Origin of the sequence: Allobosea sp. 67-29, from assembly GCF_001898115.1 — a bacterium.
GTDB lineage: Bacteria > Pseudomonadota > Alphaproteobacteria > Rhizobiales > Beijerinckiaceae > Allobosea.
Window position 1 is genome coordinate 181411 of the sequence record NZ_MKSQ01000026.1, and the last position, 25949, is coordinate 207359.

Here is a 25949-nt window from a genome sequence, read left to right on the forward strand (position 1 = left end):
CAGCTCTCCGGGTATCGTATGACTTTATCGCAGACGCACGGGGATACAACCGCCGGCATGGCGGCGCCCCGGCATCAGTCGGTCACGAGAAGCCGATATCAAGACAGGCGCCCGCGCGACGGCGGGCGTCCGAGGGAACGGTAGCAGGGAGGATGGGATGGCATCAGTCCAGATCGCCGATGTCCGCAAGGCCTATGGTTCGACGCAGGTCATTCATGGCGTCGACATCGACATCGACGACGGCGAATTCGTCATCCTCGTCGGCCCTTCCGGCTGCGGGAAGTCGACGCTGCTGCGCATGATCGCAGGGCTGGAGAACATCTCCGGCGGCGAAATCCGCATCGGACCGAAGGTCGTGAACGACGTTCCGCCGAAGGAACGCGACATCGCCATGGTCTTCCAGAACTATGCGCTCTATCCGCATATGACGGTCGCCGACAACATGGCCTTCTCGATGAAGTTGAGGAAGGCGCCGAAGGCGGAAATCGAGGAGCGGGTCTCGAAGGCGGCGCAGATCCTCGGCCTGTCCAACCTGCTCGAGCGCTATCCGCGCCAGCTCTCCGGCGGCCAGCGCCAGCGCGTCGCGATGGGTCGCGCCATCGTGCGCGATCCCCAGGTCTTCCTGTTCGACGAGCCGCTCTCCAATCTCGACGCCAAGCTGCGCGTGCAGATGCGCACGGAGATCAAGGAACTGCACCAGCGCCTGAAGACGACGACCGTCTACGTCACGCACGATCAGATCGAGGCCATGACCATGGCCGACAAGATCGTGGTGATGCATGACGGCATCGTCGAACAGATGGGTGCGCCGCTCGACCTCTACGACAATCCCGCGAACCTCTTCGTCGCGGCCTTCATCGGCTCGCCCTCGATGAACCTGCTGAAGGGCAGGATCACCGCCGCCGGGTTCGAGGCCGAGAACCCGAAGGGCGGTGCGCCGCTCGTCTGGCCGATCGGCAATCCGCCGGCCGGCTCCGAGGGCAAGGCCGCGGTCTACGGTGTCCGGCCTGAACATTTCCGGCTGGACCCCAACGGCATCAAGGCCGAGGTCGTGGTGATCGAGCCGACCGGCTCGGAAACGCAGGTCGTCGTCCGTTGCGGCGGGCAGGATCTCACTTGCGTCTTCCGCGAGCGGATCATGGCCCAGCCGGGAGAGGCGATCGGGATCTCGCCCGACACCGGCGTGACCCATCTCTTCGACGCTGCCACCGGCAAGCGTCTCTGAGTCGACGCATCGCCCGCTGGCCGGGCGATGCCCCAGTTGCGGCGACAACCACGCATGACGGGGGTCCGATGCAGGCCCGCGCAGCTTTTACGGAGGAGATCACGATCATGGGTATTTCGAGACGCGATGTACTGATCGGCGGCGCAGGGCTTGCCGCCGGCGCAGGCCTGCCCCTCGGCTCCGCCTTCGCGCAGGCCAATATCGAGAAGGGCGCGACGCTGCGCGTGCTGCGCCCGACGAAGTTCGTCGACCTCGACCAGAAGGTCTTCGACGAGAACACGGAAGCATTCACCAAGGCGACCGGCGTCCAGGTCAAGGTCGACTATGCGGGCTGGGAAGATCTTCGCCCGCAGACGGCGGTGACGGCCAATACCGGTGCGGGCCCCGACGTCGTCGTCGGATGGGCGGACGATCCGCACATCTTCTCGGACAAGCTCATCGATCTGACGGAGCTGGCCGAGGATCTCGGCAAGAAGGGCGGCGGCTGGTACCCGATCGCCGAGAAATACGGCAAGAAGGACAAGACCAACCAGTGGGTCTCGATCCCGATGGGTGCCTCGGGCGGACCTGCAGTCTACCGCGAGTCCTGGGTCAAGGAGGCCGGCTTCGACACCTTCCCGAAGGATCTCGACGGCTTCCTGAAGCTCTGCCGCAAGCTCAAGGAGAACGGCCACCCCGCCGGCTTCGCGCTCGGCAACGCGGTGGGCGACGGCAACTCCTTCTGCAACTGGCTCGTCTGGACCCATGGCGGCTACATGGTCGACGAGAACAACAAGGTCGCGATCAACTCCAAGGAGACGATCGAGGCGCTCAAATACGGCAAGGCGCTCTACGAGACCTTCATCCCCGGCACGCTCTCCTGGCTCGACATCAGCAACAACAAGGCGCTGACGGCGGGCGAGATCGGCGTCACGCAGAACGGCGTCTCGCTCTACTTCTCGATCAAGAACTCGAAGGACGAGAAGATCGCGGCGATCGGCAAGGACCTGAACCATTCCACCATGCCGATCGGCCCGCTCGGGCGGCCCTCGGAGCCGGCGCTGATCATCAACGCCATGATCTTCAAGCACACCAAGTTCCCGAACGCCGCCAAGGCCTATCTGCGCTTCATGATGGAGCGGGAGAACTACGACAAGTGGCTGACCGCGAGTTCCGGCTACTGGACACAGCCCCTGAAGGGCTATGCCGACAGCAAGGTCTGGTCCAGCGATCCCAAGATCACGATCTATCGCGATACCTGGGAGCGGGCGCTCTGGAGCGGGTACAAGGGCTCGATCAACGAGGCCGCCGGCACCGTGAACGCCGAATATGTCGTGGTCCAGATGGTCGCCTCCGTCTGCTCCGGCCAGGCGACGGCGGAGGAAGCGGCCAAGGAAGCCGAGCGCCGCGCCAAGCGCTACTACCGGACCTGATCCGGACTCCACATGGCCGCCGGCTTGCCCGGCGGCCACCGACAGCCGACCCCAACGCGAGGGCGCCATGGCCGTTGCTGCCGCCGAATCGCGAACCGTCCACAGCCCGCAGCAAAGCTGGCTGGTGCGCCTGTTCGACCATAAGCCGTTCCTGATCTTTGTGTGCCTGCTGCCCGCAGCAGCCTTCCTGCTGATCTTCCTCAGCTATCCGCTGGGCCTGGGGATCTGGCTCGCCTTCACCGATACGCGTATCGGCCGGGTCGGGCATTTCATCGGCCTCGAGAACTTCGAGTCGCTCTGGTACGATCGGGTGTTCATCACCTCGGTCTGGAACACGCTGCTCTACACGGCCGCGGCGACGGCGGGGAAGTTCGCGCTCGGCCTGTGGCTGGCGCTGCTGCTCAATAACCATCTGCCGTTCAAGTCGCTGCTGCGGGCGATCATCCTGGTCCCGTGGATCGTGCCGACGGTGCTCTCGGCCATCGCCTTCTGGTGGATCTACGACCCGCAGTTCTCGATCATCTCCTACGTGCTGGTCGACGTGCTCGGCTGGCGCGACACCTATATCGACTTCCTGGGCCAGCCCTGGGCGGCGCGCTGGTCGCTGATCGCAGCCAACATCTGGCGCGGCATCCCCTTCGTCGCGATCAGCCTGCTTGCCGGCCTGCAGACGATCTCACCCTCGCTCTATGAGGCTGCGATGCTCGACGGCGCCAATGCCTGGCAGCGCTTCCGGCATGTGACGCTGCCGATGCTGATGCCGATCCTGGCGGTGGTGCTGACCTTCTCGGTGCTGTTCACCTTCACCGACTTCCAGCTCGTCTATGCCATCACCCGCGGCGGCCCGGTCAACGCCACCCATCTGATGGCGACGCTCGCCTTCCAGCGCGGCATCCCCGGCGGGCAGCTCGGCGAGGGCGCGGCGATCGCCGTGGCGATGATCCCGTTCCTCGTGATGGCGACGCTGTTCAGCTATTTCGGCCTCGCCCGTCGCAAATGGCAGCAGGGGGAAGACAATGACTGACCAGACCCTCGCCGCCCGGCCGCAGCTCAAGGACAAGGAGCGCGACGGCGTCATCGACTGGTCGTCCGGTCCGCGCCGCTTCCTGACGCTCTACCTGCCGCTGTCGATCTTCGTCTTCGTGCTGCTGTTCCCGTTCTACTGGATGGCGATCACCGCCATCAAACCGAATGGGGAATTGCTCGACTACAAGAACAACAACCCGTTCTGGGTGAAGTCGCCGACGCTGGAGAACATCAACAAGCTGCTGTTCGAGACCGACTACCCGCAGTGGCTGTGGACCACGATGATGGTCGCGGCGGTCGCCACGGTGCTGTCGCTGTTCGCCAGCGTGCTGGCCGCCTATGCGATCCAGCGCCTCAAGTTCAAGGGCTCGCAATATGTCGGCCTGGCGATCTACCTCGCCTATCTGGTGCCGCCCTCCATCCTGTTCATCCCGCTGGCGACGCTGATCTTCCAGCTCGGCCTGTTCGACTCGCCGCTGGCCCTGATCCTGACCTACCCGACCTTCCTGATCCCGTTCTGCACCTGGCTCCTGATCGGCTATTTCAAGTCGATTCCCTACGAGCTCGAGGAGTGCGCCATGATCGACGGGGCGACGCGGCTCCAGACACTCAGGCGCATCACCCTGCCGCTCGCCATGCCCGGGCTGATCTCGGCCGGCATCTTCGCCTTCACCCTGTCCTGGAACGAGTTCATCTATGCGCTCGCGTTCATCCAGTCGGCTGAGAAGAAGACGGTCCCGGTCGCGGTGCTGACCCAGCTCGTCGAGGGCGACGTCTATCACTGGGGCTCGCTGATGGCGGGCGCGCTGCTGGGCTCGATCCCGGTCGCGATCCTCTACTCCTTCTTCGTCGACTACTATGTCGCGTCGCTGACGGGTGCGGTGAAGGAATAAGGCCGATGCGCCGGCGGCGCTTGTCCGGCGCCGCCCATCCGCGCTCAACTGGGTTCGTTCCGTTTTCGACCGCCTCGCGCGCTGGCGAAGCCAGGCCCGTCGCGCGATTGCTCCAGCTCGCGAAAGTTGCCGGCATATGGCTGACGCCCCGATTTCCACCATCGCCTTCGTCGGGCTCGGCGCCATGGGCGCGCCGATGGCCGAGAACCTCGTGAAGAAGCAGTTCCGCGTCACCGGCTTCGACATGCGCGAGGCGGCGCGTGAGGCGCTCGTTGCTGCGGGCGGACATGCTGCTGCGAGCGCGAAGGAAGCGGCGGCGGGAGCCGAGGCGCTATTACTCATGGTGGTCAATGCGGCGCAGGCCCGCGCCGTGCTGTTCGAGGCCGGCGCGCTCGCGGCGCTCGCGCCGGGCGCGACGGTGATCCTGATGGCGACCTGCCCGCCGGGCGAGGCCGAGGCGATCGCGGCCGAAGTCACGCAGACCGGACGGCAGTTCATCGATGCGCCGGTCTCCGGCGGCGTCAACGGCGCGCGCAGCGGCACCCTGACGATCATGGTCGGCGCGCCTGCCGCAAGTTTCGCACGCGCCAGGCCGGTGCTCGACGCGCTCGGCGACAAGGTCTTCCACGTCGGCGAGAAACCGGGACAGGGCGCCACGGTGAAGACCGTCAACCAGCTGCTTTGCGGCGTCCACATCGCGGTGGCGGCCGAGGCCCTGTCGCTGGCCGAGAAGGCCGGCATCGACGGCCGCCTGCTCTTCGAAATCATGGGCGGCTCGGCCGCCTCTTCCTGGATGCTCAGGGATCGCGGCCCGCGCATGCATGAGCCGGACCCGGTCGTGGCCAGCGCCGTCGACATCTTCGTCAAGGATCTCGGCATCGTGCTCGATGCCGGGCGCGCCGCGAAGACCGCACTGCCGCTGGCGGCTGCGGCGCATCAGATGTTTCTCGCCGCCTCGGGGCTGGGCCATGGCGGGCGCGACGATTCGCAGGTGGTCCGGGCCTATCGCGCCCTCAACGCCAAGCCGGCGAACGATGCCTGAAGGCTCAACGGGGCGGGCAGGTCGTCCCGCGGAGCACGAGCTCGGGCGTCAGCAGCAGGCGCTTCTGGGGCGCGGACGGGTCGGCGATGCGCTGGAGCAGGAATTCCGCCGACTTCGCGCCCATCTGATTCTGGAAGTTGTGGATCGTGGTCAGAGCCGGGAACCATTGCGCGGCCTCCTTGACGTCGTCGCAACCGACGATGGAGAAATCGACGCCAGCCTCCCGCCCGCGATGACGCAGCCCGAGCATGGCGCCGAAGGCGGCGAGGTCGTTCATGCAGATCGCGGCCGTCGGCGGCTCGGCCGCGTCGAGCACCTGCTGGATGCCCTTGAGCCCGTTCTCGCGCGTCCCGTAGGCGAAGTAGATCAGCGCCGTATCGATCGGCAGGCCGTGGGCCGCCAGGCCCTCGCGATAGGCGTGGTAGCGGTTGCGCCCGGTGGAAATGCCCTCGTTGGCGCAGAGGAACGCGATCCGCCGGTGACCGAGGCCGATCAGGTGTTCCATCGCCTGGAGAATGCCGTGACGATCGTCGGCGCCGACGAAATCGAGACCGAGGCCCGGAATCTCGCGCGAAAGCTGGACGATGGGGACCCCGGCATCGACGAAGCGCCTCAGGCTTTCGGCCGTGCTGCCGCCGGCGGGGCAGAGGATCATGCCGTCGGGCCGGTACTCCGCCAGCGAGTCGAGCACGCGCTCCTGCCTTTTCAGGTCCTCGGCATAGGTGCCGAGCAGGATCGAGCGCCCGAAGGATGCGGTCGTCTCCTCGATCGCCGCCAGCAGCTCGGCGAAATACGGGTTGGTGATATCGTGAAAGCCGACGCCGATGATGTTTGTGCGGTCGGTGCGCAGGGCGGCGGCGCTGCGATTGTAGCTGTAGCCCATCTCGCGCGCGATCTCGCGTACGCGGCTGCGCGTCGCCTCCGCCACGAGCGGCGAGTCCCGCAGGGCAAGGGAGACCGTCGCGGTCGAGACCGACAGATGGTCCGCAATGATCTGGAGGGTGACGCGGCTGCGGCCGGCGGCGCTCGCAGGTCCGGCCGGGAGCGGGCTGTCGGCGGTCATCTCTGGTCCCTGTCGCGGGCAGGCGTCGGCATGAGGTCCCGGATCATTCGTTTCGAAGACATCTCTCCCCTTCGCATATTCATACAGACAAGCAGGAGAATATGAAAATGAGCACAACCAAGGAGGCAATCGGCTTCATCGGCGTCGGGCTGATGGGCCAGGGCATGGCCGCCAATCTCCTCGCCAAGGGCTTCCCGCTGACGGTGATGGGGCATCGCAACCGCAAGCCGGTCGAGGAACTGGTCGCAGCCGGTGCCGTCGAGGCAGGGACTCCGGCGGAGCTGGCGCGCCGCTCGGCGATCATCTTCCTGTGCGTGACCGGCTCGGCGCAGGTCGAGGCAGTTCTCAAGGGCGAGAACGGCATCATCGCCGGGGCCGAGCCCGGCACGATCGTCGTCGATTGCTCGACCTCGGACCCGACCGTCACCGTCCGGCTGGCTGCCGAGCTCGAGGCCAGGGGGCTGCATCTGGCGGACGCTCCGCTCGGCGGCACGCCGGCGCAGGCGGCCCAGGGCCAGCTCTCCGCCATGATCGGAGCCTCGCCCGAGGTCTACGCACGGATCAAGCCGGCCTGCGAGGCCTGGGCCCAGAAGATCGTCCATCTCGGCCCCGTCGGCGACGGCCACAAGATGAAGCTGATCAACAACTTCCTGTCGATGGGCTATGCGGCGATCTATGCCGAGGCGCTGACGCTCGGCCAGAAGATCGGCATCACGCCGCAGACCTTCGACAGCGTCATCCGCGGCAGCCGCATGGATTGCGGCTTCTACCAGACCTTCATGAAATACGTGCTGGAGCGGGACCGCGACGCGCACAAATTCACCCTGGTCAATGCGCTCAAGGACGTGCGCTATCTGGAGGGCGTCGCCAACGCAGCCGGCGTCGCCAACCCGATCGGAAATGCCGTGAAGAACACTTACGCCACAGCCGTCGCCAGCGGCAAAGGGCAGGATTACGTGCCGATGATCTCCGACTGGATCGCCGGGCTCAACGGCGTCTCGCTCAAGGACTGAGCTCTCCAGGGTGCGCGAGAAGGCTGGATAGCCGGCTCGACAGGCCGATGCTGCCGACCGGTGCCGGCAAGGCGAGATCGCCGCTCGCGGGCTTCGCCGAAGGCAGACGCAGCGCCTCGATCAGCATTCTCGCACCTGCCTCGGCCGAGCAGATCACCGGCACGGAGACATGGGGCTGGACGCGGGCAGCCAGGCCGGCAAGCCCCGCGCCGCCGAGGATGACGGCACCTGCCCCGTCCCGTGCCGCCGTCCGGTTGCAGGCTTCCGCCAGAAGCGCGATCGCCCCGTCGGGATCGCGCGCGATATCGGCGCCGGTCGGCGCCACCGTCTCCACGGCGGCGAGCCGGTCGCCCAAGCCGAGCGAACCGAGGAACTCCCTCAGCATCGGTCCCCAGCGCTCGCCGCCGGTCACGATCGAGAAACGCTGCGCCTGGCGGGCCGCCAGCCGGCTGCTAGCCTCCGCCATTCCGACGACCGGCACATGGGACAGTTCCTTCAGTGCGAGCAGCCCCGGATCGCCGAAGCAGGCGAGATAGACGCCGTCGCAACCCGCCCCATGTTCCGCGAAGGCCTCCAGTGCGGCATGCGCGGCAACGACGCCGGCACTCCGGCTGGCGATGTAGTGGGCTCCGAAGCGGCCGGTGACCGGCAGCAGCGTCGCGGCCGGCAGATGCGGCCGGATCGCCCGCAGGACGAGCGCGGTCATCTCCGGCATCGTGTTGGGATTGATGACGAGAAGGCGCATGGAAACGTCCCGATCTTCGCCAAGAATGTGTGCGAGGCCTGAGTTGCTGGCGTTGTCTTGCGGCTGGCATGGACCAGCCCGCACCACAGCGCAAGATGCTCTGTCGCGGTGTCGCTGCGGCCCGACGCTGCCGGGAAGACAAAGGAAACGGATGACGCACGGCAAACACGAACTCCGGCTGGCGTTTCGGCGCCTCGAGCAAGAGGTTCCGGCCTGGCTCGGGGCTGGCCTGCGCTGGTTGCGCCATCCACGCTCGGTCTGGGTTCGGTGGCCTGCCGGACTGCTGCTGGTGCTCGGCGGCGTCTTCGCCATCCTTCCCGGCCTCGGTCTCTGGATGCTGCCGGTAGGCCTCCTCCTGCTCGCCGGCGACGTCCCGTTTCTGCGTCGACCGGTCGCTCGCTTCACGATCTGGTCCACGGAGAAATGGGCTGCCTTGAGGCTGCGCCTTGCCCGCAGGCCATGATGGCTGACGAAGCCGCGGTCGGCGTGGAACCGAAGGCAGCGGGAGGCGGACGCGGACCTGTGGAAGAGCCCGGCCATCCCTCGGATTTGAGCGGTTGAAGAAGCCCTTCCTTAAGTGGCCACGCCATCTCAAGGATGATCATCCGGATTTGGCAGGCAGTGAGCAGATGGATGCTTTGGACGAAGCCGGTCTCGACCTCGAACTCGAGGCGTTCGGCAAGCGGCTGGATTCGCGGCTGATCTCGCGGGGCTGGCGCCGGCGCGCGCCGGGCGGCGGCACGGATTTCGAGCTGTCCGCCAGGCGCTGCGATCCCGGTCGGTTGCGGCTGAGGCTCGATGCCGCGCTTCCCGAGGCGGTGGCGCGCCAGATCATGACGCTCGCGGTCAGGCACGGGCTGAAGGAGACGCAAGGCGAAACCGGCCAGGGATGACCGCACCGTCGCGGCCTGCGATATCGGGACGCTAGGCCTTCTTTGCCTCCGCGATCGGCAAGGTTCCATGACGAACCGTCATGCCGTCGGCAGCGCAGCGCATGCCCGCCCGCCTTGCCGGCCGATCGGACCGACCTCATCTTCGACGGATGACAACGCTTCCGGGTTTCTCCCACCAGCGCCCGCCGCTATGGGCCGCATTGCCCGTCGCCATCCTTCCCGTCGTCGCGGCCTCGCTGCTGGGCAGCGCGGTGACCGTGCCGCAGATCGCCGGCTGGTACGCGGCTCTGGCCAAGCCGTCCTTCAATCCGCCCAACTGGATTTTCGCCCCCGTCTGGACGGCGCTGTTCGCGATGATGGCATTGGCGGTCTTCCGGGTTCTGCGGGTCCCGGTCGGCACGCCCGGGCGGCGCCGCGCCCTCGTGGTCTACCACCTGCAGCTTCTGCTGAATGTCGGCTGGTCCTTCGCCTTCTTCGGCGCCAACAGCCCGGCCGCCGGGCTCGCGGTCATCCTGCCGCTGATCGTCCTGATCCTTGCGACCATCGCCGCGTTCAGGCCGCTCGACCGGCTGTCCGCCAATCTGCTCTGGCCATATCTCGCCTGGGTCGGCTTTGCGACCGCGCTCAACGCCTCGATCTGGTGGCTGAACCGCTGACCGCTCAGCCGATCGAACGTTCGATCACCTTCATCACGGTGGCGCGCAGCTCGGCGATGGTGAAGGGCTTGCTCATGACCTCCGCCACGATCGCTTCGAGGCTCTTGGCCCGCTCGCGCTGCTCGGCATAGCCGGTCATCAGCATGATGGTGAGATCGGGGAATTGCTGCTTCGCGGCAAGCGCCAGCGCGATCCCGTCCATCAGCGGCATGCGGATATCGGTCAGCAGCAGGTCGAAACGCCCGGCCTCGGCGACAAGGATATCGAGCGCTTCCGCTCCATCCGCCGCCGTGACACAGGCGTGGCCGTCCATTCCGAGGCCACGCGCCACCAGCAGGCGCAGGGGCTCTTCGTCGTCGACGACCAGAATGCGCGACATGGCAGTTCCTCAGATACCCGGCAGCCCGGCCTGATCCTCGGTCTCGACGACGCCGACGAAAGGCAGCTGCCTGTAGGAATGGGCAACATCCATGCCGTAGCCGACCACGAAATAGTCGGGGCATTCGAAGCCGACATGATCGGCCTTGATGTTGACGGCTCGCTTGCCGGGCTTCTCGAGCAGCACGGCCGTCGACACCGACCGGGCTCCCCGCGCAGCCAGCAGGTCCTTGGCGAAAGCCAGCGTGCGCCCCGATTCGAGAATGTCGTCGATCAGCAGCACGTCGCGATCGCGCACTTCGCTCTGCACGTCGCGCAGGATCTCGACCTGGCCGGTGGAGACCGTTCCGGTCCGGTAGCTCGACAAGTGGATGAACTCGACCTGCGGCGCCAGGCCGACGCGATGCATGGCCCGGATCAGGTCCGCGGCGAACATGAAGCTGCCCTTGAGGACGGCGACGACGAGCAGATCCTTCGGCTGGCTGGCGGCCACCGCCTGCGCGATCGCCTCGTTGCGCTGCGCGATCGCAGCCTCGTCGTAAAGAACCCTGATCCGCCGTTCCGGCATGATGACTCCGCTTCTGTAATCAGCTGGCCGCAGCGGCCCGGCGCGAGCCGCCGCGCCGTGAGCCCCTGCGACGGGTTGATATCGCACGACGGCCCCGGGGCAAAACGCTCCGCTCGCGCCTCGTCCCAAGCTAATGCGTGCTCGCGATATTGGTAGCGGGAGCGGCAGAAACAAAGCGCACCTGCACGGTACGTCCCTTCTCCGGCGGCGAGGCGAGCCGCGCCCGGAAACGAATCAGCTCGGCCGGCTCCAGCACGTTGCGGGGCGGTTCCGTGGTCCAGCTGTAGAGGGTCTGCCCGGCCTCGTCCTTCACCGAGACCTGGATCGGCGGCACCTGCGTCTTGGCCTTCGTGATGTTGGTTACGTCGCCCTCGACGACGAGGAAACGGCTCGGCCCATCCTCGATCAGGCCGCTTTCGACGGCGGTGAGGCTGAGCCCGCGGATATTGACGGGCAGGCCGAGGCGTTCGAACACGCCTGCGAGCTGGGGAGCCACCCGAACCACGATGTTGCGCTGCCAGGCAAGCCCGCCGAGCATCGCGATGCCGGCCAGCGCTGCAGCGGCAGGCAAGGCAGCACCGCCGGGCATTGCGAATCCGGTCTTGCCGGTCTGCCGCTTGCCTGCGCGCGCGGCTCGTCCGCGCCCGCTTCGCTTCTCCGGCGCCGCCACCGCGGGGGCGGGCTCGGGCTCGGCGTCCGCCGCCGCGATCGACGTATCCGCCTCTGCGGCAACCGCCGTGATCTCGGCGTCGATCGCGGCCGCACGCTCGAGCTCCTCGGCGAGCAAGGCCTGCGTCTCCTCCGGGCTCGGCGCTTCCGGCATCGCGCTTGCCGCATCGACATGCCAGAGCGTCTTGCATTGGGCGCATCGCACCTTGCGCCCTTCCGGCCCCAGTTTGGCCGCGTCGAGTTCATACTGACTGGCGCAGGAGGGACAGACGATCAGCATGGCGAAGGTGCGGTTCCCATCGTGGCTTCGATCGCGGGCGAACGCCGAACTCTTTCCCGGTCGCCCCGCTGCCGGCAAGCGGGGCCGACGCCCGGCATCGGCAAGTCGAAGCGACCATCGTCATTGACGTCGTTTATGGTTAACGCCGCGTGAAGAATTCTGGGGGCATCATCGCCGCCACGCAGCCCGCGGCACTGTCGCCGCCTACGCTGCGGCGTCGGCGCGCGGATTCGCGCTCAAGCGAACCGCGGCGCGTGGGATGAGGAAGACGAGTTGGTCCGCTTCGAGAATGTCGGCCTGCGATATGGCATGGGCCCGGAGGTGCTGAAGGACATCAACTTCAGTATCGAGCCGCGCTCGTTCCAGTATCTGACCGGCCCTTCCGGCGCCGGAAAGACGACGCTGATGCGCCTCATCCTGATGGCGCTGAAGCCGACGCGCGGCCTCGTCAACCTGTTCGGGCAGGATGTCTCCAGGCTCGACGGATCGACGCTGACGACCTTCCGCCGCCGCATGGGCGTCGTCTTCCAGGATTTCCGCCTGCTCGACCATCTCACCGTCTACGAGAACGTCGCACTGCCGCTACGCGTGCTCGGCAAGGAAGAGGCCGGCTATCGCGCCGAAGTCGTCGAATTGCTACGCTGGGTCGGTCTCGGCGAGCGCATGCACGCCGTACCCGCCGTGCTCTCCGGCGGCGAAAAGCAGCGCGCCGCCATCGCCCGCGCCCTGATCGGCCGGCCGGAGCTGCTGCTAGCCGACGAACCGACCGGCAATGTCGACCCCGGGCTCGGCCGTCGGCTTCTGCGTCTGTTCATGGAGCTGCAGCAGCTCGGAACCGCCGTCATCATCGCCACCCACGACCTCAACCTGATGGACATCTACGACGCGCCGCGTCTCGTCCTCGCCGACGGGCACCTGCATGTCGATGCCTGAGGCGATCGAGCACGATCACGAGCCGCAGAGGGAAAAGCCGCTGCCGGTCAATCTCCGGCGTGACCAGCCGCTGGTGCCGGTCGATACGGTGGCCGGCCGCGCGCTGATGGCCGTGATCGCGATCCTCACCTTCCTCGCGGCGCTGAGCGCGGGGGCGGCCGTGCTCGCCGCGCGGGCCTCAGACCAGTGGCGCGGCGCGGTTTCCGACGAGATGACCATCCAGATCCGCCCGGACTCGCACCGCAACCTCGACGAGGATGTCGCCAGGGCGGTGGCAATGGCACGGGCTCTCGACGGCATCGAGAGCGTCCGCGCCGTGCCCAAGGCCGAGTCGGACAAGCTGCTCGAACCCTGGCTCGGAACGGGGCTGGACCTTGTCGAGCTTCCGGTGCCGCGGCTGATCGTCCTGAAGCTCAAGCCGGGCGCTTCGCCGGATGTCGCCCGCTTCGGCCCGGCCTTGCGCAACGATGTGCCGACGGCGATCCTCGACGATCATCGGCTCTGGCTCAGGCGGCTTTCGGCCATGGCGAGCACGATCATCGTTTCCGGCTTCGTCATCGTGCTGCTGGTCCTGACGGCGGCGGCACTGGCGGTCGCCTTCGCCACGCGCGGCGCCATGGCCGGCAGCCGCGAAAGCGTCGAAGTGCTGCATTTCGTCGGTGCGGACGACGATTTCATCGCCCGTGAATTTCAGAGCCGCTTCATCCGGCTCGGGCTGCGCGGCGGCGCGTTCGGCGGTCTCGCCGCGATCGTGGCCATCGCCCTGCTCGGCCTCGTCTCCTCGCTCTGGTCGACGGCACCCGAGGCGGAGCAGCTGCAGGCGCTGTTCGGCGCCTTCGAGATCGGCTGGACCGGCTATGCCGCCGTGGTGCTCGTCGCGATCGTCGTTGCAGCCATCGCGGGGCTGGTCTCGCGTTTCACGGTGCGTCATTACCTGAGGATGCTGGCATGACGGGACGACACGCCCGCTGCCGGCGGCCTGCCGCCGTTATGCCCGATTGGCCGGATACGGTTGGCGTGTCATGGCCATGATCGGCAGCGGCAACGACCATCTCACAGCCGGCACGGCGGGCTCTTCGGTTCGGCGCGGCCGGATTTCGCGGCGGCGCGTCCTGGCGCTGGCCGGCATCGCCGCGGCCGGAGTCGCGACGGTTCTGTTCGCGTGCGGCTATGCCCGTTTCGCCGCGGGCATTGAGGCGCGCGAGCCGGCCGTGACCCCGCGAACCGACGCCATCGTCGTCGTGACCGGCGGCTCGCAGCGCGTCGGCGACGCGATCGGCCTCCTCGGCGCCGAGCGCGGCGCGCGGCTTCTCATCAGCGGCGTCAACGAGAAGACCAGCCGCGAGGAACTCGCCCGGCTCAACCCCGCCTCCCGCGATCTGCTGGGCTGCTGCGTGGACCTCGACTACCGGGCCCGCAACACCATCGGCAATGCGATCGAGACCCGCCGCTGGGCGCGCCAGCACGGCTTCCGCTCGCTGCTGGTCGTGACCTCGAACTATCACATGCCGCGGACGCTGGCCGAGTTCGGACACGCCATGCCGGGTGTCCGCTTCGTCGCCCATCCCGTCGTCACGGACCAACTCGATACCTCGGGCTGGTGGCACCGCTGGGCCACCGTCAAGGTGCTCGTTCCGGAATATATCAAATATCTGGTCGCCCGGCTGCGCAGCCTCGTCGAGGACGACCCGGAAAGCTCGCATCTGTCGGTCATCATTGGCGGGCGGAAGCCGGTTTCACCGAAGCCGGCCGAGCTTATCGGCCCGGAAGCCGAGCGACGCTCGCATCTGCGCGGCGGCCCCTCCCGTGAAGGCTGAACGGCATAGCGCTTGACCGCCGCGATGCACGGCTTCATTGCGGTCGCATGCTCGTCCTGCGCTCGCTCGCCTTCAACGTCCTGTTCTATGCCAATCTCGTCTTCTGGCTGATCTTCGTGGCGCTGCCGGCGCTGCTGCTGCCGCAGGCTGCGCTGCGGCACGTCGCCGCGGGCTGGGCGCGCAGCTCGCTCTGGCTGATGCGGGTCGTCGCCGGCACCCGCTACGAGGTGATCGGCCGCGAGAACATCCCGGCCGGCGGGCTGATGGTCGCGGCCAAGCACCAGTCCTTCTGGGAGACTTTCACGCTCTTCACGCTGTTCCCGGATCCGGTCTTCATCCTGAAGCGGGAGCTGATGCGGATCCCGCTTTTCGGCTGGTGCCTCGCCAAGCTCAGGATGATCCCGGTCGACCGGGGGGCCCGCGCGCGGGCCCTGAAGGACGTCACCCGGCGCGCCACCGTCGAGCTCGGCCAGAAGGGCCGCCAGCTCCTGATCTTCCCGGAAGGCACGCGCCGCCCGCCGGGTGCGCCTCCGGCCTACAAGTTCGGCGTGGCGCATCTCTACGCCGAACTCCAGGTCCCCTGCCTGCCCGTCGCCCTGAATTCCGGCCTGTACTGGCCCCGCCGGCAGTTTCTGCGACGCCCGGGCACGATCCGGCTCGAGATCCTGCCGCCGATCCTGCCTGGCCTTGACAAGACCAGCTTCCAGCACGAATTGCAGCAGCGGATCGAGACCGCTTGCGACCGCCTTCTGGCGCAGGGCCGGGCCGAACTCGCTGCCCAAGGCCTCGACCCGCTCGCCCATCCTGACAAGTCCTGACAGCAGCCCGCCATGCGGCGGCTGACGACGGTTGACTTATCCCCGTCATGTTCCCATTTTGTTCCTTATTGCAGGAGGAACGGATATGGCTGCCCTCGCCTATCGCTTCACCCCGGATCTGTTTGACGAGCCGGCGCCCGCGCCGGAGCGTGCCGCGCGCGAAATGCCGTTGCGGAGCACCGCATCGCTCGGCGAACGTCGTTTCACCGCCTGGCGCGGTCGCTCGGGCCGGCGTTACGTGGCCTCGGTCTTCCCCAGCGATGATCCTCATGCCTTGAGCTTTACCGACGCAGTCCTGCTTGCCGTCTCCGCAGACCGCCGGATCCTGGCCGCGCGCGATTCCGGACCGTTCGGCATCGAGGCCGCGCTGGGGCGCTGGCAGCGCTCCGTGACCGAAGCCGGCGCGACGGAGATTCACGTGCACCTTCTCGCGGAGGATGGCGCCAGCCGCCGTGCTGCGCTGCTCGACCTGATGCCGCAGGCCGAAACAGTCGACTGATCAGCCCCTGAGCGGGGGGTGCGTCGCGCGCAGGCCAGGCGCCAGTTCCTGCGCCAACGCAGCCAGGACCGGGTCGTAGACTCCCATCTTGCGCAAGTGCTCATGGGTCTGGAGCACGTAATCCGGGTTTTCTCCGGATTGGCCCCTTCCCTGCCGGACAAGTTTCAGGAGCTCCGCCGGCGGCAGCTTGCCGGCATATTGCAGATGCTTGCGGTCGGCGACATAGACCAGTCCGCGAACCTGCCGGCGATCGTCGAGTCGCAGCGAGACATGGCGTTCGAGATAGACTGATGTCGCCTGCTCGCGCGCCCGCAGATAGGCCACGGTTTCCTCCGCCTGGCTGGCCGCGACCCGGAAGGCCAATCCCCGGCAGACGCCGCCACGATCGAGCCCGAGGACGAGGCCCGGCCGCTCGGGAGTGCCGCGATGGACGTGGGAGAACACGCAGAGCGAGCGGTGATAGCCGTGGAGGCGTGCGGCGACGCTTTCCTCGAAGGCGAAGCCGGGGCGCCAGATCAGCGATCCGTAGCCGAACACCCAGAGATCCGCCGCTTTGTCCCCGTTGCTCATCGCAGTCTCATAATTTGGCCGCGCAGCCCTGCTTCATGCTGCGGGGATGTTCGACTCTCCGCGGGAGCGCACATGCTGGCGCCCGCCCTCTTTGCGAGCTAAGGCATCCACGCGAAAAGGGGAATCTTCTTTTCGCAGAATCCGATGCCGCAAACCAAGCGACGGACCACCGCCACCGGCGTCCCGTCGAGCCGTCCACCTGCGCAAGGAACGCCTGCTGCATGACCGACACCGCACCGACGCCCCGCCGCAGCCGCTTCTGGCTCTACGGCCCCGTGACCCTGCTGGCGATCCTGGCGGCTGCATGGTCGGGCTTCTGGTTTTATGCTCATGGCCGGACCGTTGCCGAGATCGACAAGGCCCTGGCCCGCGAGGCTGGGCGTGGGCGGACCTGGACCTGCAACAACCGCTCGGTCGGCGGCTTTCCCTTCCGTATCGAGGTGCGCTGCGATTCGCTGGCGCTCACCTCGACGCGCTGGGGCGAGGCCGTGCGCGTCGAGACCGGCCCCGCGCTCGCCGTGGGGCAGATCTATTCGCCGGGTCTGGTGATCTTCGAGGCCCGCAGCCCGGCGCGGGTCACCCTGCCGGAAGGCCGCCGCCTCGACCTGAGCTGGAAGCAGCTCGATGCCAGCCTTGCCTGGCGCGATCCGCAACGCTTCGCCCTGGTGGCGGCGGAGCCGAGCGCCACGCTGACCACGCCCGAGCAACCTCCCGAGACCTGGCGCGCCGCAGCGCTCGAGGCGCATCTGCGCCGCAACCCCGATCACCCGGCCGCCGACCAGGCGGTCGATCTCGCACTATCCGCGACGGGCACCGTCCTGCCGGCGATCGACGCATTGCTGGGCACGACCGACGCCGGCACCATCGACCTGCAGGCGACTCTGACGCAGGCGGATGCCTTCCGCCAGGGCTTCAATCCGGACGCACTGGAAGCCTGGCGTAGCGGCAACGGCGTTCTCGATCTCACGCGCCTGTCCGCGACCAAGGGCGCCGCGCGCATCGACGGCAGCGGCCAATTGCGGCTCGATCCGACCCATCAAGTCGGCGGCGATCTGCAACTGGCCGCCGCCGGCATCGATCAGATCGGCGGCATCCGCGTCGGCAACCTGCTCGGCGGTCTCGGCGGGCTGCTCGGCGGCCGCGCCAGCACCTCCGCTCCGCCAGGCCTGACGCCGCTGCCGCCGGTCTCACTGCGGGAAGGCCGCGTCTTCCTCGGCCCGATCCGCCTTCCGTTGAAGCCGTTGCTGCCGCTGTATTGAGATCACCACGAAAAAGGGGCGCCGAAGCGCCCCTTCAGACATGCGACGAGGGCCGGGCTCAGGCCGCCGGCAGCGCGGCGGCGGGCGCCTCGATGCGGGTGATCGCCTTCTTCACCGCCTCCTGCACCTTCTCGAAGGCGCGCACCTCGATCTGGCGGACACGCTCGCGCGAAACTCCGAACTCCTCGGAAAGCTGCTCGAGCGTGATCGGATCCTCGGCAAGGCGACGCGCCTCGAAGATGCGGCGCTCGCGCGGGTTGAGGACGTCGAGCGCCTCGCGCAGCGCCGTATGCCGGTTGCTGCTCTCCTCGGACTCGGCGAGCCGGCTTTCCTGGCTGTCGGAATCGTCGACCAGCCAATCCTGCCATTCGCCCTCGCCGTCCTCGCGCAGCGGCGTGTTCAGCGAGGCGTCGCCGCCGAGCCGGCGGTTCATGTCGACGACATCCTGCTCGTTGACGCCGAGCTTGGTGGCGATCTGCTTGACCTGGTCGGGACGCAGGTCACCTTCGCCCAGCGCCGAGATCTTGCTCTTGGCCTTGCGCAGGTTGAAGAACAACTTCTTCTGATTGGCCGTGGTGCCCATCTTCACCAGCGACCAGGAACGCAGGATGTATTCCTGGATCGAGGCCTTGATCCACCACATCGCATAGGTCGCGAGCCGGAAGCCCTTGTCCGGCTCGAAGCGCTTCACAGCCTGCATCAGGCCGACATTGCCTTCCGATACGACTTCGCCGATCGGCAGGCCATAGCCGCGATAGCCCATCGCGATCTTGGCGACGAGGCGCAGATGCGAGGTGACGAGCTTGTGCGCCGCGTCGCGGTCGCCATGCTCGCGCCAGCGCTTGGCCAGCATGTATTCCTCGCTCGGTTCCAGCATCGGGAACTTGCGGATTTCATCGAGATAACGTGAGAGTCCGCCTTCAGCGGACAGGACAGGCAGCGAAGCACTCGCCATGCGCGTGTCTCCTCCTTCAGGCCCCCGCCGGGCGGCAGGCCCACCGCGCGATCAACCTTCGCGCAGGTTTCGGACAATGCGAATTGATCCAACGCAGAAACCGGACAGGAGTTCGGCTGGATCGGTCGCGTGCGGCGCCCCCTTGGCCATCCGCATCCGATAACCCCAGTATATGCGAACTCACTCTGGCGGAAAGGTGGCAGCGCAGCCAGATTCGCTCACAGGCGCGCGAGCGCTGCTTGCAATTCTGCAAAATCAGCCGGCGGCGTCGACTCGAACAGCATCTCTTCCCCCGTCGCCGGATGGGCAAAACCCAGCACGGCCGCATGCAGCGCCTGCCGGCCCAGCGCCGCCAGCGCCTCGCGCGCCTCGTCCGGCAAGCGCACAGCCTTCGTGGCGAAGCCGGACCCGTAGAGCTGGTCGCCCAGCAGCGGATGGCCGATATGGCTCATATGGACGCGGATCTGATGGGTGCGCCCGGTCTCCAGCCGGCATTCGATCAGGCTGGCCAATGCGTCGGTCTCGTCCAGCCCCTTCAGCAGCGGCGGATAGCGCTCGATCAGCTCGATATGGGTGATGGCCTCGCGCCCGCGCCCCTCCTTCACCACCGTCATCTTCTCGCGATTGCGGTTCGAGCGCTCGAGCGGCGCATCGATCGTGCCCTCGCGCAGGCGCGGGGCGCCCCAGACGAGCGCAAGATAGGCCCGTTGCAGCGGGCCGGTGCGGCCATGGTCGGCAAACTGCTTGGCGAGCTTCTGGTGGGCGCGGTCGTTCTTGGCGACGACCAGGAGGCCGCTGGTGTCCTTGTCCAGCCGGTGCACGATGCCGGGCCGCCGCACGCCGCCGATACCGGAGAGGCTCTCGCCGCAATGGGCGATCAGCGCGTTGACGAGCGTGCCGTCCTCGTGGCCCCCGGCCGGATGGACGACGAGCCCTGCAGGCTTGTCGATGACGATCAGGTGCTCGTCCTCGTAGACGACGTCGAGCGGAATGTCCTGCCCCACCGGATCGGCGGGCTTGGCCGCAGGCATGACGAGAGCGATCTCGTCGCCCTCGACCACCTTCCGGCTGCCGTCGCTGGCGATGGCGCCGTTGAGCCGGACTCCCCCCTCCTTGATGACCTGCTGGAGGCGCGCGCGCGAGATCTCGCCGGCCAGCAGCGCCAGCGCCTTGTCGAGGCGCTGGCCGGCCTGGTCGGCGCCGACCGTCAGGGTGACGCTGGCATCTGGATCGGAAATGGCTGTCATTGCGCCGCTATACGCGGCGAGCCGCGCAATCGCACGCCTTTTCCTCGCCCGCGGTCAAACCGCCGGGGCCGTCCCCGGCGGGCAAGGTGAAACAGACTTAGCTGAACAGGCGAAAGCCGCTCTTCTTCGGCTCCGGCGGCTGCTCCTCATCGGGGCCGGGGTCGTCCGGCGCATGCGAGACCGGAAAGATCACGGGCTTGGGCGGTGCCGCTTCGCGCACGGGCGCCGCGGCAGGGCCGGCGCCAGCTTCGCCGGCCGGAGCCGGCCTTGCAGGGCTCACCTCCGGATCGGACGGCTTCGTCTCGGCTGAAGCCATCGGCTCCCCGGCGGGCTTCGACGCCGGCGGCGCGGGCGGCGGCTCCGGCTTTGGTTCCTCGTTCGATGCAGCCGTCGCGGCCGGCTCGGATAGCGTGACGCTCTCCGGTTTCACCTCGATCAGCTTGGTCGAATCGTCGAGATCGGCGAGCACGTCGTCGAGCGCCTGCGGCGGGCTGCCGAGGGTCGCCGGCGGCACCGTCCAGACGAAGGCGTCGAGCCGGCCCGTGATCGGCGAGACCGGCATCCAATGATCGGAAACGAGCCCGTCGGCCCCCCACGCCGCATCATGCGGCGCGCGCGTCGCCCGCGCCAGCCATTCGCGCACCTTGCCGGCCGCTCCGTGCTCGGCCTCTTCCAGCTCCGCCATCAGCAGGCAGGCTCGGACCGAGGGACCGCCGGCTAGCAGTGGCTTCAACGTCTCGCGTGCCTTCTGGAATTCGCGTGCCTGGATCGCAGCCCCCGCCAGCGCGAGCACGCTCTCGGGGTCGGCCGGGCGCAGCTTCGACAAGGTCTGGGCTCTGTTCAACCGATCGAATGCGCTGTCACCGGGGCGCACGTCGAGATAGGCGGACGCGACATCCGGATGCGGCGCCTCGCGCCAGGCGGTTTCGAGCAGCTTCGACGCCTTGCGGACATCGCCGCGCTCCGAAAGCATCCGCCCGGCAAGAGCCGCCGCCGGCGTCAGCCCCGGGGCGAGCTTGACGGCTTCCAGCGCCGCCGCGAGCGCCCGTTCCGGCTCCCTGTCGCGCGCCTCCAGCGCCTCGGCGGCGAGGAGAACCGCGCGCTGGCGGCGCGCCTCCGCCTTGTCGGCCAGGCGCAAGGCAGCCCGGCGCTCCACGGCGGTGCGGGCCGCCTGCCAGTCGCCGGCATTGGTATGGAAATCGAGCAGCGCGTCGTTGGCCCAGGCGAGCGAAGGCGAGCGCCTCACCGCATCGTCGGCGAAGGCCCGCGCCGCCGGCATGTCGCCACGCCGCTTGGCCTCGACGAACAGGCCGCGCAGGCCGAGCACGCGCGTCTCCGAGCGGTCGAGCATCGCCTTGAAGGCTGCCTCGGCCTGAGCCCGGTTGCCTGTCAGCTGCGCCGTCTGCGCCTCGAGCAGCAGCGTCAGCGGCTCGTTCGGCACGAAACGACGGGCCTCGCCGGTATAGCGCCCGGCCGCGATGGGATCGCCGGCGCCGATCGCCACCATGCCGCGCGAAACCGCCTCGAAGCCTCTCGCCCGCCTGCGCGCTCGCGACGACAGGCTGAAGGCGGACGGCAGGCCGAAGACGAAGCGGATCACCGCCCAGACCAGCAGCACCAGGAAAGCCAGCACCACCACGCCGATCGCGCCGATCGCGACGCTGGTATCGATGCGGTAGCCTTGCCAGATCACCGAGATTTCGCCGGGCCGATCGGCGAGCCAGACCGCGCCGAAGGCGAGGCAGGCAAAGACGGCGAGATAGACGAGAACGCGAACCATGGACTTTTTCTAGCCTCCGTCAGCCCGCCGTGCCTAGCGCCGCAACCGCATCCTGCGCGATTTTGGCAATGGCCGCATCCGCCGCCGCGCGCTTCTGCAGCGCGGCGCCGAACGCCGCACTGGCACGGCGCGCCGGCTCAGGCAACTGGGCCCACAACGCCGCCGCTTTCGGCATATCGCCCGCCGCGATCGCGCTTTCGAGCCTGAGCGGCAGCGTCGCCGGATCGTTCGAACCGTTGTCGCCCAGCGGGCGGACCGTGACGATGCGGCTCGCGAGGCCCCAGAGCTTCTCCGTCCAGCTGTTCGACTGCGGCGTCACTTCGCGCTGGAACATCGCGGCATGCCTGCGGAAATCGGCGAGCAGGGTCTCGCGCGTCGCAGCGCCGCTCGCGGCCACCGCCGACAGCGCCGCGGTATCGGCAGCCGCCGCGCCGCCCTTCTCGAGCGCGGCGACGTCGCCTGCGAAAGGACGTCCGCCCGAGAGCGCCTTCTGGATCCGTTCAGCGAGCACGATCCGCGCAGCCGCCTGCCCTTCCGGGCTGGGGGCGGCGGCGGCCTTGGCCTGGGTCTCCACGGCCGCGACGCGCGCCGCGAGCTTGTCGAAGCGCTCCCCCGACGACGCCAGCGCGGCCTCGGCCCGCTGCAACTGCTCGGCCACCGCGCCGGTGTCGGCCGCGGGCGCCTTCGCGAGCGCACCGACCCGTCCCGCAAGCGCCTGCAGCTCCGAAGTCGCCTTCGCTGCGGCCTCGTTGGCGGAGCCTGCCCTGCGGTCGACGCCTGCGATCGCGGCCTGCAAAGTGTCGATCCGGCCGCCCAGATCGGCAAGCTGCGCGGCGCTGACCGCCGGGCCCGCCGATCGGGACGCATAGAACATCAGGCCAGCGCCGACGACACCGCCGATCACGCCGGCAGCGGCCAATGCCGGCCACGACATCGCGCTGCCGCCGGCAGGGGCGGTCGCCGGAGGCGGCGGCTCGGCCGGAGGCGGCGAGAACTCCTGCGGCAGCGCCTCGGTCGGCGCCACGGCTTCGGGCGAAGGTGCAGTCGCAACGGCGTCGGGTGCATCGGCAGCGGGCATATCGGCGACTTGGGGCTGCGCTTCGGCCTTCAATTCGATCGTCGGCGGCGTTCGCTTGAGGCTGCCGCGCGGTGCCGCGTCGCCGGGCGGCATGCGCTGCGAGACCTGCTCCAGCGCCGCCAGCATCCCCGCCTCTTCCGGATGCTCGGCGACGAGCACCGTGCTGGCACCGGCCGAGATCAGCGGCGCGGCGACATCGGCCGACAAGGTGACATGGGTCAGCTCCAGCGCCGCCTCTTCGACGCCGGCGGCCTGTGCCAGACTGAGAAAGGTCCGCGCGCCACGCGCCGAGTAATGCAGCGCCGCATCGGCCCGGCCATGCCGCAGCGCGGCCTGCGCATCTTCCGGCAAGGTCGAGACGGCCTGAGCCTCGTAGGCCTCCCAGAGCGCGACCTCGTAGCCGGCTTCCCGAAGCCGCTGCGGCACATCCTCCTTGCGGTCGCGCGCCGCGATCATCAGCAATCCCGAGGGTGCGGGCAATGTCCGTTCGATCAGTGCGATCAGGTCGTTGCGGTCGCCATCGGCGCTGCGCGCGTCGTCCAGCCCCGCCTCGCGAACCTTGGCGGCCGTCCGGGCGCCCACGGTGAAGACCGGCAGGTCCCGCCAGCCTGCAGGCCCCTCGGCCAGCATGGGGACGGCGTTGCCGCTGGTCAGAACAATGGCTGCGAAATCCCCTTCCGGGGCCGCTCCGGGCAACCTGACCACTTCGAACAGCGGCGCGACCAGTGGCTCGAAGCCGTGAGCCGCGATGGCTTGCGCCGTCCGTTCGGCATCGGGGCGAGGTCGAAAGACGAAGACGCGCATTCACAGCTCCTGACGGGACGGTAACCGATCACGGGACGAGCCGGACATGGCCCCGGTTCCCGCGATCGTTTCGCATTGAGGCGGAACGATGATGCCGGCCATCCCTTCTCCCTTCCTGTCCGCATTCCGCGGCAACGTTCTTCCGGCCAGCTGCTTTGCTCTTGGCCTTCGACCGTCGCACGCACTATACGAAGGAATTGCCGTCGGGACACCGCCGCCTGCAAGACTCATCACCTGATCCTCCGTATCGCGGGACAAGTCGACCGATCATGCGCGTTCTTGGCATAGAGACGACCTGCGACGAAACGGCAGCCGCGATCGTCTCCGTCGAACGCTCCGGCGAGACGAAGATCCTGTCGAACGAGATCCTCAGCCAGATCGCCGCCCACGCCGCCTATGGCGGGGTCGTCCCCGAGATCGCGGCGCGCGCCCATGTCGAGGCGATCGACCGGATCGTCGAGCGGGCCTTCGCCCATGCCGGCCTGAAACCTGGCGACATCGACGCCGTCGCCGCCGCAGCCGGCCCCGGTCTCGTCGGCGGCGTCATGGTCGGGCTGACCGCCGGCAAGGCGATCGCGCTCGCCACCGGCAAGCCGTTCATCGCCGTCAACCATCTGGAGGCCCATGCGCTGACCGCGCGCCTCACCGACGACGTCGCCTTCCCCTATCTGCTGCTTCTGGTCTCGGGCGGCCACACGCAGTTGCTGGCCGTACGCGGCGTTGGCGACTACCTGAAGCTCGGCGGCACCATCGACGACGCGGTCGGCGAAGCCTTCGACAAGATCGCCAAGATGCTCGCCCTGCCCTATCCCGGCGGCCCCTCGGTCGAGCGCGAGGCTGCCAAGGGCGATCCCGAGCGCTTCGACTTTCCCCGGCCGATGCAGGGGCGCGCGAACCCCGACTTTTCGCTGTCGGGCCTGAAAACCGCGGTACGCCTCGTCGCCGAGCGCATCGCGCCGCTCTCCGACAACGATGTCGCCGATCTCTGCGCCTCCTTCCAGGCCGCTGTCGTCGACGTCATGGTCGACCGCACCCGCGCGGGGCTGCGCGCCTGCCGGGACGCCGGCATCGTCCCGTCGGCGCTGGTCGTCGCCGGCGGCGTCGCCGCCAACCAGTCCATCCGCAGCGGGCTGGCGCGCCTCGCCACCGAGGCGGGCCTGCCGATGATCGCCCCGCCGCTCGCGCTCTGCGGCGACAACGGCGCCATGATCGCCTGGGCCGGGCTGGAGCGGCTCCGGCTCGGCCTGCTCGACGACATGCGGGTCGCGGCCCGCCCGCGCTGGCCGCTGGACGAGCTGACGTCCAAGCCCGCGTCCGTCGCATGAGCCGAAGCCCGAGGTTCGGGGCGATCGGCGTCGTCGGCGCCGGCGCCTATGGCGCGGCGCTGGCGCTTGCAGCCAGCCGTGCCGGCCGTGACGTGCGGTTGTGGGCGCGCGACGCCGCGACGGTCGAGGCAATCCGCCGAACCCGGCAGGCGCCGCGCCTGCCCGGGATCGAATTGCCCGAACCGATCCGGGCCACAGACGCGCTGGCCGATCTGGAGGCCTGCGACGCCCTGATCGTCGCCGTGCCGACCCAGAGCCTGCGCGAAGCCTGCACCGCGATGGCTGCAATCCTGCCGGCCGGCCTGCCGGTGATCTCCGCGGCCAAGGGCATCGAGCAGGCGAGCGGCCTGTTCCCGACGCAGATCATCGCCGCCTCCTGGCCGGCGGCGCCGAGCGCGATCCTCTCCGGCCCGAGCTTCGCCGCCGATATCGGCCGCGGCCTGCCCACGGCCGTGACGCTCGCCGCCGCCGATGCGCGGCTCGCGCAAGCCCTGGCGGAGGCGCTGAGCTCGCCCGCATTCCGGATCTACCATTCCGGCGACCCTCGTGGCGTCGAGATCGGCGGCGCGGCCAAGAACGTGCTCGCCATCGCCGCCGGCATCACGATCGGGCTCGGCTTCGGCGAGAGTGCGCGGGCAGCGCTGGTCGCCCGCGGCTTCGCCGAGCTGCGCCGCTTCGGCGAGGCCCACGGCGCCGATCCGGAGACCTTGATGGGGCTGTCCGGCCTCGGCGACGTGGTGTTGAGCTGCGCCTCGCCGCAATCGCGCAATTTTGCCTATGGTCTGGCCTTGGGCCAGGGCATGAGCCCGGCCGAAGCCGCCGGCGGCAAGCTGGCGGAAGGCGCCTTCACCGCGCCGATTCTCGCCCGCATGGCGCAGGCCGAAGGCATCGAGATGCCGATCGCGGCCGCCGTCGCGGCGGTCATCGCCGGGCGCATCGGCGTGCGCGAGGCGGTTGCGGCATTGCTGGCCCGGCCGCTCAAGGCGGAATGACGGAGGAAG

Annotated in this window: 27 protein-coding genes; 17 read left to right on the plus strand and 10 right to left on the minus strand. The window is 68.5% G+C overall.

The genetic code is table 11. From position 1 onward, the window contains the following. The first annotated feature begins 157 nt into the window (after positions 1–157). From BGO20_RS19945 to BGO20_RS19965, 5 genes are all read left to right on the plus strand, one after another. Complete coding sequence (locus tag BGO20_RS19945) at positions 158–1225, plus strand: ABC transporter ATP-binding protein (protein WP_291659217.1); 1068 nt, start codon at positions 158–160, stop codon at positions 1223–1225. A gap of 107 nt (positions 1226–1332) precedes the next feature. Continuing rightward, a complete protein-coding gene (locus BGO20_RS19950) occupies positions 1333–2637 on the plus strand; it encodes an ABC transporter substrate-binding protein (RefSeq protein ID WP_291659218.1) in 1305 nt (434 codons plus the stop codon). Between the two features lie 67 nt (positions 2638–2704). Further along, positions 2705–3661, plus strand: coding sequence for a carbohydrate ABC transporter permease (locus BGO20_RS19955; RefSeq protein ID WP_291659219.1), 957 nt, complete (start codon positions 2705–2707; stop codon positions 3659–3661). Continuing rightward, the gene (locus BGO20_RS19960) at positions 3654–4556 is read left to right on the plus strand and encodes a carbohydrate ABC transporter permease (protein WP_291659220.1); all 903 of its coding nucleotides are present in this window, start codon (positions 3654–3656) and stop codon (positions 4554–4556) included. The genes BGO20_RS19955 and BGO20_RS19960 overlap by 8 nt, the downstream gene beginning before the upstream one ends. A gap of 136 nt (positions 4557–4692) precedes the next feature. After that, entirely contained in the window at positions 4693–5598 is a 906-nt protein-coding gene (locus tag BGO20_RS19965; RefSeq protein WP_291659221.1) for an NAD(P)-dependent oxidoreductase, read from the plus strand. 4 nt (positions 5599–5602) lie between these two features. Here BGO20_RS19965 and BGO20_RS19970 read toward each other — a convergent pair whose 3' ends face one another. Further along, the gene (locus BGO20_RS19970) at positions 5603–6661 is read right to left on the minus strand and encodes a LacI family DNA-binding transcriptional regulator (protein ID WP_291659222.1); all 1059 of its coding nucleotides are present in this window, start codon (positions 6659–6661) and stop codon (positions 5603–5605) included. A 77-nt stretch (positions 6662–6738) separates the two neighbouring features. Between BGO20_RS19970 and BGO20_RS19975 the strand changes: the two genes are divergently transcribed. Next, complete coding sequence (locus BGO20_RS19975) at positions 6739–7674, plus strand: NAD(P)-dependent oxidoreductase (protein WP_362890808.1); 936 nt, start codon at positions 6739–6741, stop codon at positions 7672–7674. On the opposite strand, the gene BGO20_RS19980 is transcribed toward BGO20_RS19975, so the two are convergent. Next, positions 7664–8419: an aspartate/glutamate racemase family protein gene (locus tag BGO20_RS19980; protein WP_291659224.1), complete on the minus strand. Its 756-nt coding sequence runs from the start codon at positions 8417–8419 to the stop codon at positions 7664–7666. The two genes, BGO20_RS19975 and BGO20_RS19980, sit on opposite strands and share 11 nt — an antisense overlap. A 151-nt stretch (positions 8420–8570) precedes the next feature. Here BGO20_RS19980 and BGO20_RS19985 point away from each other — a divergent pair, with 151 nt between their 5' ends. The 3 genes from BGO20_RS19985 to BGO20_RS19995 all read left to right on the plus strand — a co-directional run bounded on the left by BGO20_RS19985 (position 8571) and on the right by BGO20_RS19995 (position 9968). Further along, positions 8571–8882: a hypothetical protein gene (locus tag BGO20_RS19985; RefSeq protein ID WP_291659225.1), complete on the plus strand. Its 312-nt coding sequence runs from the start codon at positions 8571–8573 to the stop codon at positions 8880–8882. A gap of 166 nt (positions 8883–9048) precedes the next feature. Next, a complete protein-coding gene (locus BGO20_RS19990) occupies positions 9049–9312 on the plus strand; it encodes a hypothetical protein (RefSeq protein ID WP_291659226.1) in 264 nt (87 codons plus the stop codon). Between the two features lie 149 nt (positions 9313–9461). Further along, positions 9462–9968, plus strand: coding sequence for a TspO/MBR family protein (locus BGO20_RS19995; RefSeq protein WP_291659227.1), 507 nt, complete (start codon positions 9462–9464; stop codon positions 9966–9968). Between the two features lie 4 nt (positions 9969–9972). Here the strand turns inward: BGO20_RS19995 and BGO20_RS20000 are convergent, their stop codons facing one another. The 3 genes from BGO20_RS20000 to BGO20_RS20010 all read right to left on the minus strand — a co-directional run bounded on the left by BGO20_RS20000 (position 9973) and on the right by BGO20_RS20010 (position 11863). Continuing rightward, the gene (locus BGO20_RS20000; RefSeq protein ID WP_291659228.1) at positions 9973–10347 is read right to left on the minus strand and encodes a response regulator; all 375 of its coding nucleotides are present in this window, start codon (positions 10345–10347) and stop codon (positions 9973–9975) included. 9 nt (positions 10348–10356) lie between these two features. After that, positions 10357–10914, minus strand: coding sequence for a hypoxanthine phosphoribosyltransferase (gene hpt, locus BGO20_RS20005; RefSeq protein WP_291659229.1), 558 nt, complete (start codon positions 10912–10914; stop codon positions 10357–10359). Between the two features lie 130 nt (positions 10915–11044). Further along, the gene (locus BGO20_RS20010; protein ID WP_291659230.1) at positions 11045–11863 is read right to left on the minus strand and encodes a zinc-ribbon domain-containing protein; all 819 of its coding nucleotides are present in this window, start codon (positions 11861–11863) and stop codon (positions 11045–11047) included. A gap of 309 nt (positions 11864–12172) precedes the next feature. On the opposite strand from BGO20_RS20010, the gene ftsE reads away from it, so the two are divergent. The 5 genes from ftsE (at position 12173) to BGO20_RS20035 (ending at position 15930) form a co-directional block, all read left to right on the plus strand. Beyond that, the gene (ftsE, locus tag BGO20_RS20015) at positions 12173–12796 is read left to right on the plus strand and encodes a cell division ATP-binding protein FtsE (RefSeq protein ID WP_440143155.1); all 624 of its coding nucleotides are present in this window, start codon (positions 12173–12175) and stop codon (positions 12794–12796) included. Then, positions 12783–13748: a cell division protein FtsX gene (locus tag BGO20_RS20020; protein ID WP_291659232.1), complete on the plus strand. Its 966-nt coding sequence runs from the start codon at positions 12783–12785 to the stop codon at positions 13746–13748. The genes ftsE and BGO20_RS20020 overlap by 14 nt, the downstream gene beginning before the upstream one ends. A gap of 70 nt (positions 13749–13818) precedes the next feature. Next, complete coding sequence (locus BGO20_RS20025) at positions 13819–14613, plus strand: YdcF family protein (protein WP_291659233.1); 795 nt, start codon at positions 13819–13821, stop codon at positions 14611–14613. A 47-nt stretch (positions 14614–14660) separates the two neighbouring features. Continuing rightward, positions 14661–15431 carry a lysophospholipid acyltransferase family protein gene (locus BGO20_RS20030; protein ID WP_291659234.1) on the plus strand — a complete coding sequence of 257 codons (771 nt, stop codon included), beginning with the start codon at positions 14661–14663 and terminating at the stop codon, positions 15429–15431. Positions 15432–15516: 85 nt separating this feature from the next. Further along, complete coding sequence (locus tag BGO20_RS20035; protein ID WP_291659235.1) at positions 15517–15930, plus strand: hypothetical protein; 414 nt, start codon at positions 15517–15519, stop codon at positions 15928–15930. Here the strand turns inward: BGO20_RS20035 and BGO20_RS20040 are convergent, their stop codons facing one another. After that, positions 15931–16500 carry a gamma-glutamylcyclotransferase gene (locus tag BGO20_RS20040; protein WP_291659236.1) on the minus strand — a complete coding sequence of 190 codons (570 nt, stop codon included), beginning with the start codon at positions 16498–16500 and terminating at the stop codon, positions 15931–15933. A 221-nt stretch (positions 16501–16721) separates the two neighbouring features. On the opposite strand from BGO20_RS20040, the gene BGO20_RS20045 reads away from it, so the two are divergent. Continuing rightward, complete coding sequence (locus tag BGO20_RS20045; protein WP_291659237.1) at positions 16722–17759, plus strand: DUF2125 domain-containing protein; 1038 nt, start codon at positions 16722–16724, stop codon at positions 17757–17759. Positions 17760–17817: 58 nt separating this feature from the next. Here the strand turns inward: BGO20_RS20045 and rpoH are convergent, their stop codons facing one another. From rpoH to BGO20_RS20065, 4 genes are all read right to left on the minus strand, one after another. Next, on the minus strand, positions 17818–18714 hold the full coding sequence (rpoH, locus tag BGO20_RS20050; RefSeq protein ID WP_291659238.1) for an RNA polymerase sigma factor RpoH: 897 nt from the start codon (positions 18712–18714) through the stop codon (positions 17818–17820). 218 nt (positions 18715–18932) lie between these two features. After that, positions 18933–19961 (minus strand): RluA family pseudouridine synthase, encoded by a 1029-nt coding sequence (locus BGO20_RS20055; RefSeq protein WP_291659239.1) that lies wholly within the window; start codon positions 19959–19961, stop codon positions 18933–18935. Positions 19962–20058: 97 nt separating this feature from the next. Beyond that, positions 20059–21741 carry a heme biosynthesis protein HemY gene (locus BGO20_RS20060; protein WP_299858672.1) on the minus strand — a complete coding sequence of 561 codons (1683 nt, stop codon included), beginning with the start codon at positions 21739–21741 and terminating at the stop codon, positions 20059–20061. Between the two features lie 19 nt (positions 21742–21760). Continuing rightward, the gene (locus tag BGO20_RS20065) at positions 21761–23623 is read right to left on the minus strand and encodes a uroporphyrinogen-III synthase (protein WP_291659241.1); all 1863 of its coding nucleotides are present in this window, start codon (positions 23621–23623) and stop codon (positions 21761–21763) included. 269 nt (positions 23624–23892) lie between these two features. Between BGO20_RS20065 and tsaD the strand changes: the two genes are divergently transcribed. Further along, the gene (gene tsaD / locus BGO20_RS20070; protein ID WP_291659242.1) at positions 23893–24948 is read left to right on the plus strand and encodes a tRNA (adenosine(37)-N6)-threonylcarbamoyltransferase complex transferase subunit TsaD; all 1056 of its coding nucleotides are present in this window, start codon (positions 23893–23895) and stop codon (positions 24946–24948) included. Next, entirely contained in the window at positions 24945–25940 is a 996-nt protein-coding gene (locus BGO20_RS20075; RefSeq protein WP_291659243.1) for an NAD(P)H-dependent glycerol-3-phosphate dehydrogenase, read from the plus strand. The genes tsaD and BGO20_RS20075 overlap by 4 nt, the downstream gene beginning before the upstream one ends. Positions 25941–25949 lie beyond the last annotated feature (9 nt).

Coding starts and splice junctions, on each gene's coding strand:
- BGO20_RS19945 (WP_291659217.1), top strand. CDS start 158: ATGGCATCAGTCCAGATCGCCGATGTCCGCAAGGCCTATGGTTCGACG.
- BGO20_RS19950 (WP_291659218.1), top strand. CDS start 1,333: ATGGGTATTTCGAGACGCGATGTACTGATCGGCGGCGCAGGGCTTGCC.
- BGO20_RS19955 (WP_291659219.1), top strand. CDS start 2,705: ATGGCCGTTGCTGCCGCCGAATCGCGAACCGTCCACAGCCCGCAGCAA.
- BGO20_RS19960 (WP_291659220.1), top strand. CDS start 3,654: ATGACTGACCAGACCCTCGCCGCCCGGCCGCAGCTCAAGGACAAGGAG.
- BGO20_RS19965 (WP_291659221.1), top strand. CDS start 4,693: ATGGCTGACGCCCCGATTTCCACCATCGCCTTCGTCGGGCTCGGCGCC.
- BGO20_RS19970 (WP_291659222.1), bottom strand. CDS start 6,661: ATGACCGCCGACAGCCCGCTCCCGGCCGGACCTGCGAGCGCCGCCGGC.
- BGO20_RS19980 (WP_291659224.1), bottom strand. CDS start 8,419: ATGCGCCTTCTCGTCATCAATCCCAACACGATGCCGGAGATGACCGCG.
- BGO20_RS19985 (WP_291659225.1), top strand. CDS start 8,571: ATGACGCACGGCAAACACGAACTCCGGCTGGCGTTTCGGCGCCTCGAG.
- BGO20_RS19990 (WP_291659226.1), top strand. CDS start 9,049: ATGGATGCTTTGGACGAAGCCGGTCTCGACCTCGAACTCGAGGCGTTC.
- BGO20_RS19995 (WP_291659227.1), top strand. CDS start 9,462: ATGACAACGCTTCCGGGTTTCTCCCACCAGCGCCCGCCGCTATGGGCC.
- BGO20_RS20000 (WP_291659228.1), bottom strand. CDS start 10,347: ATGTCGCGCATTCTGGTCGTCGACGACGAAGAGCCCCTGCGCCTGCTG.
- hpt (WP_291659229.1), bottom strand. CDS start 10,914: ATGCCGGAACGGCGGATCAGGGTTCTTTACGACGAGGCTGCGATCGCG.
- BGO20_RS20010 (WP_291659230.1), bottom strand. CDS start 11,863: ATGCTGATCGTCTGTCCCTCCTGCGCCAGTCAGTATGAACTCGACGCG.
- ftsE (WP_440143155.1), top strand. CDS start 12,173: ATGGGCCCGGAGGTGCTGAAGGACATCAACTTCAGTATCGAGCCGCGC.
- BGO20_RS20020 (WP_291659232.1), top strand. CDS start 12,783: ATGTCGATGCCTGAGGCGATCGAGCACGATCACGAGCCGCAGAGGGAA.
- BGO20_RS20025 (WP_291659233.1), top strand. CDS start 13,819: ATGGCCATGATCGGCAGCGGCAACGACCATCTCACAGCCGGCACGGCG.
- BGO20_RS20030 (WP_291659234.1), top strand. CDS start 14,661: ATGCTCGTCCTGCGCTCGCTCGCCTTCAACGTCCTGTTCTATGCCAAT.
- BGO20_RS20035 (WP_291659235.1), top strand. CDS start 15,517: ATGGCTGCCCTCGCCTATCGCTTCACCCCGGATCTGTTTGACGAGCCG.
- BGO20_RS20040 (WP_291659236.1), bottom strand. CDS start 16,500: ATGAGCAACGGGGACAAAGCGGCGGATCTCTGGGTGTTCGGCTACGGA.
- BGO20_RS20045 (WP_291659237.1), top strand. CDS start 16,722: ATGACCGACACCGCACCGACGCCCCGCCGCAGCCGCTTCTGGCTCTAC.
- rpoH (WP_291659238.1), bottom strand. CDS start 18,714: ATGGCGAGTGCTTCGCTGCCTGTCCTGTCCGCTGAAGGCGGACTCTCA.
- BGO20_RS20055 (WP_291659239.1), bottom strand. CDS start 19,961: ATGACAGCCATTTCCGATCCAGATGCCAGCGTCACCCTGACGGTCGGC.
- BGO20_RS20060 (WP_299858672.1), bottom strand. CDS start 21,741: ATGGTTCGCGTTCTCGTCTATCTCGCCGTCTTTGCCTGCCTCGCCTTC.
- BGO20_RS20065 (WP_291659241.1), bottom strand. CDS start 23,623: ATGCGCGTCTTCGTCTTTCGACCTCGCCCCGATGCCGAACGGACGGCG.
- tsaD (WP_291659242.1), top strand. CDS start 23,893: ATGCGCGTTCTTGGCATAGAGACGACCTGCGACGAAACGGCAGCCGCG.
- BGO20_RS20075 (WP_291659243.1), top strand. CDS start 24,945: ATGAGCCGAAGCCCGAGGTTCGGGGCGATCGGCGTCGTCGGCGCCGGC.